Annotated in this window: 11 protein-coding genes; 5 read left to right on the top strand and 6 right to left on the bottom strand. The window is 73.1% G+C overall.

The annotated features are described in order from the left end of the window. Nucleotides 1–3: 3 nt before the first annotated feature. The 3 genes from rpsL to rpoB form a co-directional block, all read right to left on the bottom strand. Nucleotides 4–372 carry a 30S ribosomal protein S12 gene (gene rpsL / locus E5225_RS04355; RefSeq protein ID WP_013117883.1) on the bottom strand — a complete coding sequence of 123 codons (369 nt, stop codon included), beginning with the start codon at nt 370–372 and terminating at the stop codon, nt 4–6. 409 nt (nt 373–781) lie between these two features. Next, complete coding sequence (locus tag E5225_RS04350; protein ID WP_135973050.1) at nt 782–4,651, bottom strand: DNA-directed RNA polymerase subunit beta'; 3,870 nt, start codon at nt 4,649–4,651, stop codon at nt 782–784. Nucleotides 4,652–4,778: 127 nt separating this feature from the next. Then, nucleotides 4,779–8,285 (bottom strand): DNA-directed RNA polymerase subunit beta, encoded by a 3,507-nt coding sequence (rpoB, locus tag E5225_RS04345; RefSeq protein WP_135973051.1) that lies wholly within the window; start codon nt 8,283–8,285, stop codon nt 4,779–4,781. Between the two features lie 497 nt (nt 8,286–8,782). On the opposite strand from rpoB, the gene E5225_RS04340 reads away from it, so the two are divergent. Both E5225_RS04340 and E5225_RS04335 read left to right on the top strand, forming a co-directional pair. Further along, a complete protein-coding gene (locus tag E5225_RS04340; RefSeq protein WP_135973052.1) occupies nt 8,783–9,190 on the top strand; it encodes a DUF4383 domain-containing protein in 408 nt (135 codons plus the stop codon). Further along, a complete protein-coding gene (locus E5225_RS04335) occupies nt 9,187–9,810 on the top strand; it encodes a hypothetical protein (RefSeq protein ID WP_135973053.1) in 624 nt (207 codons plus the stop codon). Before E5225_RS04340 ends, E5225_RS04335 begins: the two co-directional genes overlap by 4 nt. 129 nt (nt 9,811–9,939) lie before the next feature. Here E5225_RS04335 and rplL read toward each other — a convergent pair whose 3' ends face one another. The 3 genes from rplL to E5225_RS04320 all read right to left on the bottom strand — a co-directional run bounded on the left by rplL (nt 9,940) and on the right by E5225_RS04320 (nt 13,944). Next, nucleotides 9,940–10,332 carry a 50S ribosomal protein L7/L12 gene (gene rplL, locus E5225_RS04330; protein ID WP_135973054.1) on the bottom strand — a complete coding sequence of 131 codons (393 nt, stop codon included), beginning with the start codon at nt 10,330–10,332 and terminating at the stop codon, nt 9,940–9,942. 93 nt (nt 10,333–10,425) lie between these two features. Then, the gene (rplJ, locus tag E5225_RS04325; protein ID WP_135973055.1) at nt 10,426–10,959 is read right to left on the bottom strand and encodes a 50S ribosomal protein L10; all 534 of its coding nucleotides are present in this window, start codon (nt 10,957–10,959) and stop codon (nt 10,426–10,428) included. Between the two features lie 273 nt (nt 10,960–11,232). Continuing rightward, nucleotides 11,233–13,944, bottom strand: coding sequence for a CHAT domain-containing protein (locus E5225_RS04320; RefSeq protein WP_136225318.1), 2,712 nt, complete (start codon nt 13,942–13,944; stop codon nt 11,233–11,235). A gap of 197 nt (nt 13,945–14,141) precedes the next feature. Here E5225_RS04320 and E5225_RS04315 point away from each other — a divergent pair, with 197 nt between their 5' ends. From E5225_RS04315 to E5225_RS04305, 3 genes are all read left to right on the top strand, one after another. After that, nucleotides 14,142–15,602 (top strand): S8 family peptidase, encoded by a 1,461-nt coding sequence (locus E5225_RS04315; protein WP_135974582.1) that lies wholly within the window; start codon nt 14,142–14,144, stop codon nt 15,600–15,602. 72 nt (nt 15,603–15,674) lie between these two features. After that, complete coding sequence (locus tag E5225_RS04310; RefSeq protein ID WP_135974580.1) at nt 15,675–16,316, top strand: RNA polymerase sigma factor; 642 nt, start codon at nt 15,675–15,677, stop codon at nt 16,314–16,316. Continuing rightward, nucleotides 16,297–16,818, top strand: coding sequence for a hypothetical protein (locus E5225_RS04305; RefSeq protein ID WP_135974579.1), 522 nt, complete (start codon nt 16,297–16,299; stop codon nt 16,816–16,818). Before E5225_RS04310 ends, E5225_RS04305 begins: the two co-directional genes overlap by 20 nt. The last annotated feature ends 21 nt before the right edge of the window (nt 16,819–16,839 follow it).

Raw genomic sequence — 16,839 nt, 5'->3', positions numbered from 1 at the left:
GACTCAGCCCTTCTTCGCGCCGTAGCGGCTGCGCGCCTGCTTGCGGTTCTTCACGCCCTGCGTGTCGAGCGCGCCACGGACGATCTTGTAGCGGACACCCGGCAGGTCCTTCACGCGACCACCGCGCACGAGCACGATCGAGTGCTCCTGCAGGTTGTGGCCGACGCCCGGGATGTAGGCCGTGACCTCGATGCCCGACGACAGCCGGACGCGCGCGACCTTGCGCAGCGCGGAGTTCGGCTTCTTGGGGGTGGTCGTGTACACGCGGGTGCAGACACCGCGACGCTGGGGGGAGCCCTTGAGGGCAGGCGTCTTCGACTTGTTCGTCTTCGCCTGCCGGCCCTTGCGGACCAGCTGCTGGATCGTAGGCACTACGTCTCCGAACTGTTCGGTGTTCTCTGGTCTGACCGGCACCCGTCACCCTGGACGGCCGGCTTGTCCCGGATCGTCGCCCGTCGCGCGACTACCCCGGTGGGTCTGACGTCCCGCTCCGACCCCCGCGCCCGGGCGTGTCGCCCCGCTCCCCCGCGCGGTGCCCGGCCTCGAGAGGCCGGTCCGAACGGGAGGGGAACCACCCGGTGCTACTGCGACCACGTCCCGGGGACGCTGTGTCGAGTGCACGCACAAGGGCCCGACGGCGCGGGCACGGTCTCCTACGTTACCCGGCGCATCGTGGAGCGTCAAAGAGACCCTGGCCACGTGCGGCTGCCCGGGACGGCCCGGGGGGCCCGTCGGCCGCGGCCGACGAGCCCCCCGGGGGACGTGCTGGTGAGGAGCGACGTCAGCGGTAGTCGCCGAAGTCGATGTCCTCGAGCGGGATCGCCTCGCCCGAGCCGAGGCCCAGGGCGGGGAAGTCGATCTCGTCGTAGCCGAAGGCCGGGTACAGCTCGGCCTTCGCCTCCTCGGTCGCCTCCACCTCGACGTTGCGGTACCGGGCCAGGCCGGTACCCGCCGGGATGAGCTTGCCGAGGATGACGTTCTCCTTCAGACCCAGCAGCGGGTCGGAACGGCTCGACATCGCGGCCTCGGTGAGCACCTTCGTCGTCTCCTGGAAGGAGGCGGCGGAGAGCCACGAGTCGGTCGCGAGCGACGCCTTCGTGATGCCCATGAGCTCCGGACGCCCGGAGGCCGGCTGACCGCCCTCGGAGACCGCCTTGCGGTTGAAGTCCTCGAAGCGACCGCGCTCGGCCAGCTCGCCGGGCAGCAGGCCCGTCTCCCCGGAGTCGAGCACCGTCACGCGGCGCAGCATCTGCCGCACGATGACCTCGATGTGCTTGTCGTGGATGTCCACGCCCTGCGAGCGGTAGACCTCCTGGACCTCGTCCACCAGGTGCTTCTGCGTGGCGCGCGGGCCGAGGATGCGCAGGACCTTCTTCGGGTCCACCGCACCCTGGACGAGCTGGGTGCCGACGGCGACGTGGTCGCCGTCCTGCACGACCAGGCGCGAGCGCTTGGTGATCGGGTAGGCGATCTCCTCCGAGCCGTCGTCCGGCGTGAGGACGATGCGCCGCGAGCGGTCACCCTCCTCGATCGCCACGCGGCCCGAGAACTCCGCGATCGGCGCCTCACCCTTGGGGGTGCGGGCCTCGAAGAGCTCCTGGACACGCGGCAGACCCTGCGTGATGTCGTCCGCCGAGGCCACACCACCGGTGTGGAACGTACGCATCGTCAGCTGGGTGCCGGGCTCACCGATCGACTGGGCCGCGATGATGCCGACGGCCTCGCCGATGTCGACGAGCTTGCCGGTCGCGAGCGAACGGCCGTAGCACTTGGCGCAGGTGCCGACGCGGGACTCGCAGGTGAGCACCGAGCGGATCTTGAGCTCGGTGACCCCCGTCTCGAGGAGCCGGTCGAGCAGCACGTCGCCGACGTCGTCACCGGCGTGGCCGACGACCTCGCCCTCCACCTCGATGTCGGTCGCGAGCGTCCGCGAGTACACGGACGTCTCGACCTTGTCGTGGCGGCGCAGCGTGCCGTCCGCGGTCGCCACGCCGATCGGCATGGTCAGGCCGCGCTCGGTCCCGCAGTCCTCCTCGCGGACGATGACGTCCTGCGAGACGTCCACCAGACGACGCGTGAGGTAGCCCGAGTCGGCGGTCCGCAGAGCGGTGTCCGCCAGGCCCTTGCGGGCGCCGTGCGTCGCGATGAAGTACTCGAGGACGGACAGGCCCTCGCGGTAGTTCGCCTTGATCGGGCGCGGGATGATCTCGCCCTTCGGGTTGGCGACGAGGCCACGCATGCCCGCGATCTGGCGGACCTGCATCCAGTTGCCTCGCGCGCCCGAGCCGACCATGCGGTAGACGGTGTTGCGGGCCGGGAAGTTGGCCTGCATCGCCTTGGCGACCTTGTCGGTGGCGTTGGTCCAGATCTCGATGAGCTCCTGACGACGCTCGTCGTCGGTGATGAGGCCCTTCTCGTACTGGCCCTGGACGCGCGCGGCCTTCGCCTCGTGCTCCTCGAGGATCTCCTTCTTGGCCGCCGGCGTGGCGACGTCCGAGATGGCGATCGTGACGCCCGAGCGGGTGGCCCAGCGGAAGCCGGCCTCCTTCAGGGCGTCGAGCGACGCGGCGACCTCGACCTTCGGGTACCGCTCGGCCAGGTCGTTGACGATGACCGACAGGCGCTTCTTGTCGACGACGCCGTTCTCGTACGGGTAGTCGACCGGCAGCAGCTCGTTGAAGAGCGCACGGCCGAGCGTCGTCTCGAACAGCAGCGTCTGCCCCGGCTCCCAGCCCTCGGGCGCCTGGTCCTCGCCGAGCACCAGGTCGTCGAAGCGGATCTTCACCACGGCGTTGAGGTCCAGGCTGCCCTGGTCGAACGCCATGATCGCCTCGGCCACCGAGCTGAACGCCCGGCCGGCGCCGAGCGCGTCGTCCTTGTCGCTCGTCAGGTGGTACAGGCCGATGATCATGTCCTGCGAGGGCATGGTCACCGGACGGCCGTCCGACGGCTTGAGGATGTTGTTGCTCGAGAGCATGAGGATGCGGGCCTCGGCCTGCGCCTCCGCGCTCAGGGGCAGGTGCACGGCCATCTGGTCGCCGTCGAAGTCCGCGTTGAACGCGGCGCAGACGAGCGGGTGCAGGTGGATCGCCTTGCCCTCGACCAGCTGCGGCTCGAACGCCTGGATGCCCAGACGGTGCAGCGTGGGCGCACGGTTCAGCAGCACCGGGTGCTCGGTGATGACCTCCTCGAGCACGTCCCACACGACCGGGCGCGCGCGCTCGACCATGCGCTTGGCCGACTTGATGTTCTGCGCGTGGTTCAGGTCCACCAGGCGCTTCATCACGAACGGCTTGAACAGCTCGAGCGCCATCTGCTTGGGCAGACCGCACTGGTGCAGCTTGAGCTGCGGGCCGACGACGATGACCGAACGGCCCGAGTAGTCGACGCGCTTGCCGAGCAGGTTCTGGCGGAACCGGCCCTGCTTGCCCTTGAGCATGTCGGAGATCGACTTGAGCGGACGGTTGCCGGGGCCCGTCACCGGGCGGCCGCGGCGGCCGTTGTCGAACAGCGAGTCCACGGCCTCCTGGAGCATCCGCTTCTCGTTGTTGACGATGATCTCCGGCGCGCCCAGGTCCAGGAGCCGCTTGAGGCGGTTGTTCCGGTTGATGACGCGGCGGTACAGGTCGTTCAGGTCGGACGTCGCGAAGCGACCACCGTCGAGCTGGACCATCGGGCGCAGGTCCGGCGGGATGACCGGGACCGCGTCGAGGACCATGCCGGTCGGCGAGTTCGTCGTCGTGAGGAACGCGTTGACGACCTTCAGGCGCTTGAGCGCGCGCGTCTTGCGCTGCCCCTTGCCCGAGCGGATGGTCTCGCGCAGCGACGTCGCCTCGGCGTCCAGGTCGAACGCCTCGAGGCGCTTCTGGATCGCCGACGCGCCCATCGAGCCCTCGAAGTAGTTGCCGTACCGGTCCTGCAGCTGGCGGTACAGCATCTCGTCGCCCTCGAGGTCCGCGACCTTGAGGTTCTTGAACCGGTCCCACACCTGCTCGAGGCGGTCGAGCTCCGCGTCGGCACGCTTGCGCAGCTGCGCCATCTCGCGCTCGGCGGAGTCGCGCACCTTGCGGCGGGCGTCGGCCTTCGCACCCTCGGCCTCGAGCTCGGCCAGGTCGGCCTCGAGCTTCGCGGCGCGGGTGTTGATGTCGTTGTCGCGGCGGTCCGCGATCTCCTTCTTCTCCAGGTCGATCTCGTTCTGGAGGTTCGGGAGGTCCTCGGCACGGCCGTCCACGTCGACCCACGTGATCATGTAGGCCGCGAAGTAGATGACCTTCTCCAGGTCCTTCGGCGCCAGGTCGAGCAGGTAGCCGAGCCGGCTGGGCACACCCTTGAAGAACCAGATGTGCGTGACCGGTGCGGCCAGCTCGATGTGGCCCATGCGCTCACGGCGGACCTTCGAGCGCGTCACCTCGACGCCGCAGCGCTCGCAGATGATGCCCTTGAAGCGGACGCGCTTGTACTTGCCGCAGTAGCACTCCCAGTCCCGGGTGGGACCGAAGATCTTCTCGCAGAACAGGCCATCCTTCTCCGGCTTCAGCGTCCGGTAGTTGATGGTCTCGGGCTTCTTCACCTCGCCGTGCGACCAGGCACGGATGTCGTCGGCCGAGGCCAGGCCGATGCGCAGCTCGTCGAAGACGTTGACGTCGAGCAAGGTTCCTACTTCCTACGCGTTCCGGGGCCGTTCGGCTCACCGGTACATCTGCAACAGGGGTGTCGGCGCCCCGCCCGGACCGCACCGCACCCGTGGGGTGCGGCGCGTACCGGGCGAGGGCTCGACCTCAGATCTCCTCGACGCTGCTGGCGTTCGGTCGCCGCGACAGGTCGATGCCGAGCTCCTCCGCGGCGCGGTAGACCTCGTCGTCGTTCTCCTTCATGTCGATGGAGACGCCGTCCGAGGACAGCACCTCGACGTTCAGGCAGAGCGACTGCATCTCCTTGAGCAGGACCTTGAACGACTCCGGGATGCCGGAGTCCGGGATGTTCTCGCCCTTGACGATCGCCTCGTAGACCTTCACGCGGCCCGGGACGTCGTCCGACTTGATGGTGAGCAGCTCCTGCAGCGTGTAGGCGGCGCCGTACGCCTCGAGGGCCCACACCTCCATCTCGCCGAACCGCTGGCCGCCGAACTGGGCCTTACCACCGAGCGGCTGCTGCGTGATCATCGAGTACGGGCCGGTCGACCGGGCGTGGATCTTGTCGTCCACGAGGTGGTGGAGCTTGAGGATGTACATGTAGCCGACGGCCACCGGCTCCGGGAACGGCTCGCCGGAGCGGCCGTCGAACAGCCGCGCCTTGCCGTCGCCGGCGACCATGCGCTCGCCGTCACGGTTGGGCAGCGTGGCCGAGAGCAGACCCGTGAGGGTCTCCTCCGGAACGCCGTCGAAGACCGGCGTCGCGACCGGGTTGCCCGGCTGCGAGCGGTGCGCGACCTCGGGCACGCCCGCGGTCCACTGCGCCTTGCCCTCGGCCAGCTCGATGTCCCAGCCCTGCTTCGCCACCCAGCCGAGGTGCGTCTCGAGGACCTGGCCGACGTTCATGCGGCCGGGCACACCGAGCGGGTTCAGCACCACGTCGACGGCGGTGCCGTCCTCGAGGAACGGCATGTCCTCGACGGGCAGGATCTTCGAGATGACGCCCTTGTTGCCGTGCCGGCCGGCGAGCTTGTCGCCGTCCGTGATCTTGCGGCGCTGGGCGATGTACACGCGGACCAGCTCGTTCACGCCGGCGGGCAGCTCGTCGCCGTCGTCCCGGCTGAACGTGCGCACCTCGATGACCGTGCCGGACTCGCCGTGCGGCACCTTGAGCGACGTGTCGCGGACCTCGCGCGCCTTCTCGCCGAAGATCGCGCGGAGCAGGCGCTCCTCCGGCGTCAGCTCGGTCTCGCCCTTGGGCGTGACCTTGCCGACGAGGATGTCGCCCGCCGCGACCTCGGCGCCGATGCGGATGATGCCGCGCTCGTCGAGGTCGGCCAGGACCTCCTCGGAGACGTTCGGGATGTCCCGCGTGATCTCCTCGGGGCCCAGCTTCGTGTCGCGCGCGTCGACCTCGTGCTCCTCGATGTGGATCGAGGACAGGACGTCGTCCTGCACGAGGCGCTGCGACAGGATGATCGCGTCCTCGTAGTTGTGGCCCTCCCACGACATGAACGCCACGAGCAGGTTGCGGCCGAGCGCGAGCTCGCCCTCGTCCGTCGCCGGGCCGTCGGCCAGCACGGAGCCGACCTCGACGCGTGCGCCCTCGTCGACCAGCACGCGCTGGTTGTAGCTCGTGCCCTGGTTCGAGCGGCGGAACTTCGCCACCCGGTACGTCGACGTGGTCGCGTCGTCGTTGGCGATCGTGATCAGGTCGGCCGACACCTCGGTGACCACGCCCGGCTTCGACGCGACGATGACGTCGCCCGCGTCGACGGCCGCACGACGCTCCATGCCGGTGCCGACGAGCGGCGCCTCGGAGCGGACCAGCGGCACGGCCTGGCGCTGCATGTTCGCGCCCATGAGGGCACGGTTCGCGTCGTCGTGCTCGAGGAACGGGATGAGGGCGGTCGCGACCGACACCATCTGGCGCGGCGAGACGTCCATGTAGTCCACGGCGTCGGCGGGGATGAACTCCACCTCGCCGCCCTTGGTCCGGACCAGGACGCGGTCCTCGGCGAAGTGGCCGTCGGCCTGGAGCGGCGCGTTGGCCTGCGCGATGACGTAGCGGTCCTCGTCGTCGGCCGTCAGGTACGCGACCTCGTCCGTCACGCGACCCTCGACGACCTTGCGGTACGGGGTCTCGACGAAGCCGAACGGGTTGATGCGCCCGTACGTCGCGAGCGACCCGATGAGGCCGATGTTCGGGCCCTCGGGCGTCTCGATCGGGCACATGCGGCCGTAGTGCGACGGGTGGACGTCACGGACCTCCATGCCGGCGCGGTCGCGGGACAGACCACCCGGGCCCAGGGCGGACAGACGCCGCTTGTGCGTCAGGCCCGCGAGCGGGTTGTTCTGGTCCATGAACTGCGACAGCTGGCTCGTCCCGAAGAACTCCTTGATGGAGGCCACGACGGGGCGGATGTTGATGAGGGTCTGCGGCGTGATCGCCTCGACGTCCTGCGTCGTCATCCGCTCGCGCACGACCCGCTCCATCCGGGACAGGCCCGTGCGGACCTGGTTCTGGATGAGCTCGCCGACCGCACGGATGCGGCGGTTGCCGAAGTGGTCGATGTCGTCCGGCTCGACGCGCAGCTCGATCGCCTCGCCGCCGCGCGTGCCGGGCAGCGACGGGCGGTCGATGTGCAGCGCCGCGAGGTACTTGATCGTCGCGACGACGTCCGACAGCGACAGCACCGAGTCGCTGAGGGGCGCGTCCTGGCCGAGCTTCTTGTTCAGCTTGTAGCGGCCGACCTTGGCGAGGTCGTAGCGCTTGGGGTTGAAGTAGAAGTTCTCGAGCAGGGCGCGGCCGGCCTCGACGGTCGGCGGCTCGCCCGGGCGGATCTTGCGGTAGAGGTCGAGCAGCGCCTCGTCCTGCGTCTGGACGTGGTCCTTGTCCAGCGTGTCGAGCACGGCCGGGTAGTCGGCGAACTCCTCGCGGATCTCGCCCTCGGTCATGCCCAGCGCCTTGAGCAGCACCGTGGCGTTCTGCTTGCGCTTGCGGTCGACGCGCACGCCGACGTTGTCGCGCTTGTCGATCTCGAACTCGAGCCACGCGCCGCGGCTCGGGATCATCTTCGCGGTGAGCACGTCCTTGTCCGACGTCTTGTCGGCGACGCGCTCGAAGTAGACGCCCGGCGACCGGACCAGCTGCGAGACGACCACGCGCTCGGTGCCGTTGATGATGAAGGTGCCGCGCTCGGTCATGAGCGGGAAGTCACCCATGAACACCGTCTGCGACTTGATCTCACCGGTCGTGTAGTTGACGAACTCGGCCGTGACGAACAGCGGCGCGGCGTACGTGAAGTCCTTCTCCTTGCACTCCTCGGCCGTGTACTTCGGCGGCTCGAACCGGTGCTCGCGGAAGGAGAGGGACATCGTCCCGCCGAAGTCCTCGATCGGGGAGATCTCCTCGAAGATCTCCTCCAGGCCGGCGGTCTCCGGCACGTCGGTGCGCCCCGCCTCGAGGGCGGCTGCCACACGGGCCTGCCAGCGCTCGTTGCCCAGGAGCCAGTCGAAGCTCTCGGTCTGCAGACCCAGCAGGTCGGGGACCTCGAGCGGCTCGGAGATCTTGGCGAAGGAGATGCGGCGCGACGCGGTGCGGTTGGCGATCGCGTCGGCGGACGGAGCAGAAGGGGTGCGCGAGGCAGCCAAGGGGGGTCCTTCCCTGCGGATGGAGTGCACGCTGCGCGTAGCCCGGCTGGTCGCGACCCCCCGGCCGAGCGAGCCCACCTTGCGTCGCGCACGAACGACGGGAGGGGGCTCGGGTTATACGGGGTCGCGGCACAGGCCAGCGCAAAGCGATAGCATACCCACCCGGGCGTGCCAAGTAAACCCCCGGGAACCGGAACGCGCGCGGCTCCGTCGCCGCCCGGTCGACCCGAGGTCCTCGTCCGACGTCACCCACCGCGCTCGTGCTGGTGCGGAGTGCGATCCGTCGGTCCGCGACACCGTCGTCGCGGTGGACATGGTGGCACACGCCACGCGATGCGGAAAGCCGACCGGCAGCCGGCGCCGGCGGCTCCCGCCCCGCCGTGCAGGCCGATCGGCACGCCCATACGCTCCGAAAGCAGGACGAATCACCGGCACGGACCCCGTGCCGGCAGGTCGCAACCGGACGTCAGGGGCAGGCGCCCCGGAGAGAGGTCACCATGTCGCAGTCCCCGAACCGCCTCGTCGCCACGATCTTCGGCGTCGTGTACACGCTCATCGGCCTCGCCGGGTTCCTCGTCACGGGCGGCCTGCCGTTCGCGAGCCAGGAGGGCGAGCCGCTCCTCGGGTTCGAGGTGAACCCGCTCCACAACATCGTGCACCTCGTCATCGGGATCGCGCTGCTGGCCTCGTCGCGCACGGTCGCGGCGGCCCGCCGGATGAACATCACGGTCGGTGTCGTCTACCTGCTGGTCGGCATCCTCGGCCTGTTCATCATCGACACCGAGGCCAACATCCTGGCTCTGAACGGCGCCGACAACGTGCTGCACTTCGGCACCGCGATCATCCTGCTCGGCGTCGGCCTCGGCGCGGACCGGGCGGCCACCGACCGCACGCGCACCGCGTGAGCACCGCCGGGGCGAGTCCGCTCCCCCGGCGCACCGCGTCCCGCCGCCGTCCCGCCGCGTCCGCACCCGCGGACGCGGCGGGCGGTGCGGCCGACGCGCACGACCCCTGGCCGCAGGAGGCGACGGGCGTCTTCACCGCACGCACCTGGGGCGGGTACGCGGCGCTCGGGACCGGGCTCGTGCTCGTGGGTCTCGGCGCCGGTCACCTCGACCACCACGTGCCCGCGGCACTCCTGCTGCTCCCGCTGGGCGCCGCCGCCCTGGTGGCCGCCGTGCTCGCGCTGCGCGGGGACGGACGGCACCTGCGGGTCGGCGGCCCGCTCGTGGCGGCGTCGGGTGCCGCGGCGCTGCTCGTGGGCCTCGCGACCGCGCAGGCCGGCACGGCCGAGCTCACCGCGGCCGGGCTGGGCGTGGTCGGCGGGGTGCTGCTCGCGGTCGCGGGTCGCCTCGGCGCGCGGACCGGTGCGAGGTCGGGCGTGTGGGCGAGGCTGGGTCTCCTCGCCGCCGGCGCGCTGCTCGCGTCGGCGGCCACCGTGAACGGGCTCGCGGCGACGGAGGCCGGCGCGCACGCCGTCCCGCACGGGCTGCACGGGCTCGTCGGCGGCGGGCACCACGGCTGAGTGCGGACCCCGGGCCTGCACCGAGGCGGGCGCGACGAGGCCCGCACTCCCCGAGGGGGGTGCGGGCCTCGTCGTGCGTGGCTGGTCCGGTCGGGCGTGACGTGCGTCAGGCGGCCCGGCCGGGCCGGATCACTTGAGCGTGACCGTGGCGCCGGCGCCCTCGAGGGCAGCCTTGGCCTTGTCGGCCGTCTCCTTGTTCGCGCCCTCGATGACCGCCTTCGGCGCGCCGTCGACGAGGTCCTTGGCCTCCTTCAGGCCGAGGCTCGTGAGGGCACGCACCTCCTTGATGACCTGGATCTTCTTGTCACCGGCGGCCTCGAGGATGACGTCGAAGGAGTCCTTCTCCTCCTCGGCCGGGGCGTCGGCGGCGCCACCGCCGGCGGGGGCGGCGACCGCGACGGCGGCCGGCGCGGCGGCGGTGACGTCGAAGACGTCCTCGAAGGCCTTCACGAACTCGGAGAGCTCGAGGAGGGTGAGCTCCTTGAACGCGTCGATGAGCTCGTCGGTGGTGAGCTTCGCCATGGTGGCGGTTCCTTCCGTTCTGACCCGTCGACCGGTGGTCGGCGGCGGGGGTTCTGGTGTGTTGCTACGAGAGCTGCAGGCTGAGCGTCGGGCTCAGGCAGCGGCGTCGGACGACTCCTCGCGCTTCGCGCGCAGGGCCTCGACGGTGCGCACGGCCTGCGAGGCAGGAGCCGTGAACAGGTACGCGGCCTGGTAGAGCTTGGCCTTCATCGCGCCGGCAGCCTTCGCCAGCAGCACCTCGCGGGACTCGAGGTCCGCGAGCTTGGTGATGTCCTCCGCGGTCAGCGGGCGCCCGTCGAGCACGCCCCCCTTGATGACCAGCGCAGGGTTCGCACGGGCGAAGTCACGCAGACCCTTGGCCGCCTCGACCGGGTCGCCGGTGACGAAGGCGATCGCCGACGGGCCCGCGAGCCCGTCGTCGAGGCCCTCGAGGCCGGCTTCCTTGGCCGCGATCGCGGTCAGCGTGTTCTTCACCACGGCGTACTGAGCGTTCCCGCCGAGCGCCTTGCGCAGCGTCTTGAGCTGCGCGACGGTGAGCCCGCGGTACTCGGTCAGCACGGCCGCGTTGGAGTCACGGAAACGCTCCGTGAGCTCCGCGACGGCGGCTGCCTTGTCCGGCCTCGCCATGGCATTCCTTCCGATCAGGGTGCCGCCGGCATGCCACCCCGACAAACAGAAGAGCCCCGCGCAGGCGCGGGGCTCGGCAGGACAGGCTCCGCCGCACGGCACGAAGCACGTGGACGGACAGGTGTCCGGTGAGTCTCGCCTGCGCAGGCCCCCGCTGTCGCGGAGCTTCGGCCGGTCCGACGAGCGGACCGACGACCGACGGTCTTGGGCGGGGCCAGCGTACGCCACGCGGTCAGGTGGACCAAATCGCAGCGACGCCGCACCGGCCACCGGTCACGCCGCGCCGTGCGCCCCGAACGTGCACCAGTTCACGAACCCGGCCGGCGTGTCGCGGTCCACGGTGGCGCGCGCCCCGTGCAGCGCCCGGGCCATCGTCTCCCCGACCGCAAGACGCTCGTGCAACGCGCGCATGAGGTCGACGACCTCGACGTCGGGGACGGCCGCGATGCTCGCGACGACGCCCGCGGTCCCCCGGGCCAGCACCGCCGAGACCAGCCCCAGCACCTCGTCGCCCGCGTACGCGACGTCGGCGCCCGAGTGGCAGGACGCGAGGACGAGCCGGCGCGGCGCGACGCCCGCACGGTGCAGCTCCTGCACCGTGACGGGACCGTCCGCCAGGACGACCGCGGAGAACATCGGGTTGTCCGCACGCAGCGACCCGTGGCAGGCGAGGTGCGCGAGGTCGGCCGTCGCCACGGCACGCACGACGCGGTCCGCCACGCTCTCCCCCGCTCCCAGCACGAGGGCGTCCGGGTGCAGGCGCCGGAGCACGTCCACCTCCTCCTGCGCCCCGTGCAGGCCCGGGCCTGCGACGAGGACGACGCCGCCGCTGCCGTCCGCCGTCCGCGCCCGGCTGCGCGCCCACGTCGTGGCCGAGGGCGCCAGCCCGACCGGCCCGTCGTGGAGCGCCGACCACGGCACGCCGTGCAGGAGCCCGACCGGCACGACGACCAGCTCGTCCGCGGGGTCGACGGCCAGCGGCTCCACGAGGAGGCGCCGCAGCACGGCGAGCCGCAGGTCGGCACTCGTGCGCGCCGCCGCGGCTGCCGCCGGCCCCCGCGGGTCGACCAGTCGCCGCAGCGCGAACACCAGCGCCCGCAGCTGCTGCGCGACCTCGGCCTCGGCCGGGCCCACGTCCACCACGCGGGCGCCGCGCGCCGTGACCACGACGGCGACGAGCCGGCCCTCGTGCCGCCCGTACTCGACGAGCACCCGGCCGTCGAGGGCGGCGCGCAGGTCGACGATGCCCGGCACCCGGTGCGCCACCGGGCCCGCGGGGCCCACCTCCCGCAGCCACGCCGACCGCCGCGCCTCGGCCGCACCCTGCTCGTCCGCCACGATCACGGACCGCGCGACCGGCCCGCCGGCGGGGACGGGGCCGCCGGCGGGGATGGGGCCGCCGGCGGCGTGCGTCACCGGGCGGGCACGGTCCGGCGACGGGGTGGGATCCAGGTCGTCGACGGGCAGCCGGGCGAGCAGCGCGGCGGCGCGCGTCTGCTCCATCCAGCGGAGCACGCGTGCGGCCGATCCCTGCCGGACCACGACGTCGAGCCCCAGCTCGCCCAGCTCCGCCCCGTGCCCCGACGCGAGGGCGCGCAGCTCCATGGTCGGGAGCGCCGCACGATGGCGCGCGAGGTCGCGCAGTCCCGCCCGGCACTCGGCCAGGACGGCCGCGTCCGCCCCGGCGCTCCGGGCCACGAGCGCGGCCGCCAGGCGGGCGCGGATGCGCACCGGCAGGGACCCCCGCCGGCCGAGGTCGGCGGCGCTCCGCAGCGCCGCGACGGCCTGCCGGTCCAGCCCGAGCGCCGCCGCGACGCGCCCCGACACGAGGGCGGCCCCGGCCGCGGCCGCCACGTCCCCCGAGGCGTGCAGCCGCCGCGCCGCGCGGCGCGCGGCCGCGAGATCGGCCACGCTCGCCGCGGCCGTGTGCAGGCGCGCCTCGGCGGCGACGACCACGGCACGGTCGTGCGTGCCGGGCCGGCGCTGCGCCCGGGCGCGCGCCCGGGCGCCCTCCGCGTGCAGGACCGCACGCTCCGCGTCGCCGGTCATGAGCAGCGTCTCCGCGAGCGAGATCTCGGCGTCGACCGCGACGAGGCCCGCACCGGCGGCGGCGAGCTCCGTCAGGGCACGCTCGCCCGCGGCCACCGCCTCGGGCAGCAGGCGCATCTCACGCATGGCGTCGGCGTACTCCACGTAGTACTCCGCCGAGGACTGCCCCGCGGCCTCGGACGCGGCCGCCGCGCGCTCGAGGTCGCGCAGCCCGGCCGCGAGCCGCCCCGCCTGGACGTGGACGAGCGCACGCGTCAGGTGCGGCCACGAGCGCAGCGACGGAGCCAGCCCTGCTGCCGCGGCGACCGCGCGCTCCGCCCAGACGAGCGCCTCGTCGAAGTCGGCCCGTGCCACGAGCAGGACGGCGAGGTTGTTCGCGCCGCGGACCGCGTCCGGGCTGTCGGCGGGGACCTCGCGCAGGAACGCCCGGTACCGCGCCTCGGCGTCCACCAGTCGTCCCGCGTTGTGCTCCATGACCGCGAGCTGCAGCTGCACGCGGGCGTGCACGGCCCGCGCGCCGTCGCGGTCATCCGGCGCCGCGCGCTCCGCGAGGGCGAGCGCTGCCTCGGCGTCCGCCCGCGCGCGGGTCGTGCGTCCCCGCTCCAGCTCCGCGACGGAGCGGCTCGCGAGCACCCAGGCCTCGAGGACGGGCCGGCCGTCGCGCTGCGCGACCGTGCGTGCCTCGCGCAGGAGCCGGACCGCCCCCGCCGGGTCGTTGTCCCGACGGCGGAGCACCGCCCACGCCCGCAGCCCCCACGCGAGCGCCTCGGGCTCGTCCGCGCGCCGGGCGCGCTCGACCACGTCCGCGACGCGTGCCGGGAGGTCCGCGGCGTCGGCGTCGAGCGCTGCCTCGAGCGCGCGGGCGTCGACGACCAGCGCCGCTCGATCGGCCCGCGCACCCTCGGCGACGCCGCCGGTCGATGTTCCCACCTGCACCCTCGGATCCTAGGGCGCGGCCCGCGCCGGGGGCGCCCGCGCACCGGGCAGCGCCTGCACCAGCGGAGCGCGAGGACCAGCGGAGCGCGAGCACCAGCGGAGCGCGAGCACGAGGGCGGGCTCGTGTGTATCAGGGCGGGCCCCGCGGCCCTCTGACGGACGACCGCACCTCCCTGCGTCCTGAGGAGAGCCCTCCCGTGACACGCTTCCCCGCCGCCCACCCGGGCCGCCCCTTCGGCGACGACTACTCCCGGGGCCGCATGGTCCCGCGCCCGGCGGGGCGCGCCCGCGGCGTCGCCGCCGCCCTCACCGGTGCGGCGCGCGCCGCGGAGCCGGACGACGACGCGTACCTGCGCGGGCTCGCGCCCGACCTGTCCCCCGGGGCCGCGGACGAGGCGGTCGTGCGTCGCCGCGAGGCGGTCCTCTCGCGGCTGCAGGACGGCTGGGCGCACCGCGGCGGTCAGGAGCTCGACGTGGTGCGCAACCGGCACGGCGCGGACGTCTTCCCGGTGGTGGGCGAGCTGCTGATGGCGCCGGCCACGTGGGAGGACGTGCAGGACGAGGCACGGGCGGCGGGCCTGGTCCGCGTCCCGCTGGAGCACCCGGAGCTCGAGGGACGGCTGGTGCTGCTGCGTGCGGCGGACGCGCGCCGCGCCCGCCGCCTGCACGGGCTCGTCTCGGCGCTGCGCTCACGCGGCCACGCGGTGTCGATGTCGTACGTCACCCCGCTCGGTGGCCGGCCGATCATGAAGCCGAACTCGGGCGTCTTCGGGCCCCAGGTCGCCACGTTCGACGAGTACGTCGGCGGCGGCGAGGCCCACGGGCGCGGCGTCGTCGTCGCGGTGGTCGACACGGGCGTCGCGGCAGAGCGGCGCAGCGACGGCTGGCTGCGCGACGTGGTGCGCACCGGCGACGTGGCGGGCGCGCACGGGGGCGCCTCGAACGTGGACCCCCTCGACGCCGAGCCGCACGACGGCTACCTCGACGTCTACGCGGGGCACGGGACGTTCGTCGCCGGGATCGTGCAGCAGGTCGCGCCGGGGGCCGAGATCCGGGTGCTCAAGGCGGTCGGTCCCGGCGGCGCCGGCTCGGAGCTCGACGTCGCCTGCGCGCTGATCCGGGCGGTGCGCGACGGCGCGCACGTCGTCAACCTGTCCCTGGGCACGCAGACGCTGTTCGACGAGCCCTCGCTCCCGCTCGCCGCCGCGCTGGAGGTCGTCCGCGAGATCGAGGACGAGCGCGGGTGGCAGAGCGTGCTCGTCGCCTCCGCCGGCAACTACGGCGACGACACGCCCACGTGGCCGGCCGCGTTCGGTCGCGTCCTGGCGGTCGGCGGCCTCACCCGGGAGCTGCGTCCCACCACCTGGTCCAGCCACGGCTCGTGGGTGGACGTCTCCGCCGTCGGCGAGGACGTCCTGTCCACCTACGTGCCGGGCCGCCAGAACCCCGACTTCGCCGCGTCCGCCCAGGAGTTCGGGGACGACGCGTTCGCCCGCTGGGTCGGCACGTCCTTCGCCGCCCCACAGGTCTCGGGCGCGATCGCCCGCACCATGACGGAGCTGCGGGTCGGCGGTCCGGAGGCCGTGCACGCGCTCCTGGCCGCGGGCAAGCCCGTCGCCGGCTACGGCCACGCCCTGCAGATCCTGCCGGGGGCGTAGGTGCTGGGCACGTGCCTCGCGGAGCGCGATGATGGCGTCAGGGACGCATCCCCGAGGCGAAGGAGGCACGCGGTGAGCACCTCCGGGTGGGCGGGGCAGCCCTACGCCGAACGCACGACGACCGAGCTCGTCGCCGGTGCCGGGGCCGGCGACGAGCAGTCGTGGTCCGAGATCGTGCGGCGGCACACCGGTCTCGTCATGGCGCGCGTGCGGCAGTTCCGGCTGACGCCGCAGCAGGCGGAGGACGTCGCGCAGACCGTCTGGCTGAACCTGCTGGAGCACCTCGCCGACCTGCGCGAACCCGCCGCGCTGCCCGGCTGGCTCTCCACCGCGACCCGGCACGAGTGCATCCGCGTGCTGAACCTCAGCCGCAGGGCGGTGCCCGTCGACCCGATGACCGGCCGCCTCGACGTGCAGGACGACGCCGAGCTGGACCAGGAGCTCCTGCGCAGCGAGCAGCACGCCGCCCTGCGTGCGGCCCTGGACGAGCTGCCCGCGCACCAGCGCGACCTGCTCCTCCTGCTCTCCACCGACCCGGCGCCGAGCTACCAGGAGGTCTCCGCGCGCCTCGGCATCCCGATCGGCTCCATCGGCCCGACCCGGCAGCGAGGCCTCGCGCGCCTGCGCCGGACGGCCGCCCTGACGCACTTCCTCGCGGCCCCCGGCGGAACCGCACTCGGCGAAGGAGGCCGCGATGTCCTGGCACTCGGATGACACGGGGGGCCGCGCCGCACGGCGGGACCCGTGGCCGGACGACGAGGCGTTGGCCCGTGACCTCGCCGCCGCGCTCGGCGAGCAGCCGCTCGTGGGACGCGTGACGGCGGCCGCCGACACCGCCTTCGCGGTGCACCGCGGCCTGCTCGCGCTGCGCGAGGAGCTCGACACCGAGCTGCTCCTCCTGACGCTCGTGCACGACTCCAGCACCGAGGACCGGCTCGCCGCCGTGCGGGACCGGTCGGGGCAGCCGCCCCGCACCCTCGTCTTCCAGGGCGACGGCGTGGGGGTGGAGCTCGAGGTCGGTGACCGCTCCGTCGAGGGGCAGCTCATCCCGGCCGGGGCCGGCCACGTCACGCTGCGTCGGCCCGACGGCGACGTGGCGGACGTCGACACCGACGAGGTGGGCTACTTCCGCATCGACACGCGTCCGCAGGGACCCGTGTGCCTGGTGTGCACGACCGGCGTCGGGACCTGCGTGACGGAGTGGCTCTCGTGGTGACCGGGCGCCGCACGCCCGCCG

The organism is Cellulomonas shaoxiangyii (assembly GCF_004798685.1).
GTDB lineage: Bacteria > Actinomycetota > Actinomycetes > Actinomycetales > Cellulomonadaceae > Cellulomonas > Cellulomonas shaoxiangyii.
The sequence above is the reverse complement of the archived record's forward strand: the minus strand, read 5'-3'. Positions and strand labels throughout refer to the sequence as shown.

Bases quoted from the DNA above. Each gene is read 5' to 3' on its own strand.
- E5225_RS04340 (WP_135973052.1), top strand. From the start codon at position 8,783: ATGTCGCAGTCCCCGAACCGCCTCGTCGCCACGATCTTCGGCGTCGTG.
- rplL (WP_135973054.1), bottom strand. From the start codon at position 10,332: ATGGCGAAGCTCACCACCGACGAGCTCATCGACGCGTTCAAGGAGCTC.
- rplJ (WP_135973055.1), bottom strand. From the start codon at position 10,959: ATGGCGAGGCCGGACAAGGCAGCCGCCGTCGCGGAGCTCACGGAGCGT.
- E5225_RS04305 (WP_135974579.1), top strand. From the start codon at position 16,297: ATGTCCTGGCACTCGGATGACACGGGGGGCCGCGCCGCACGGCGGGAC.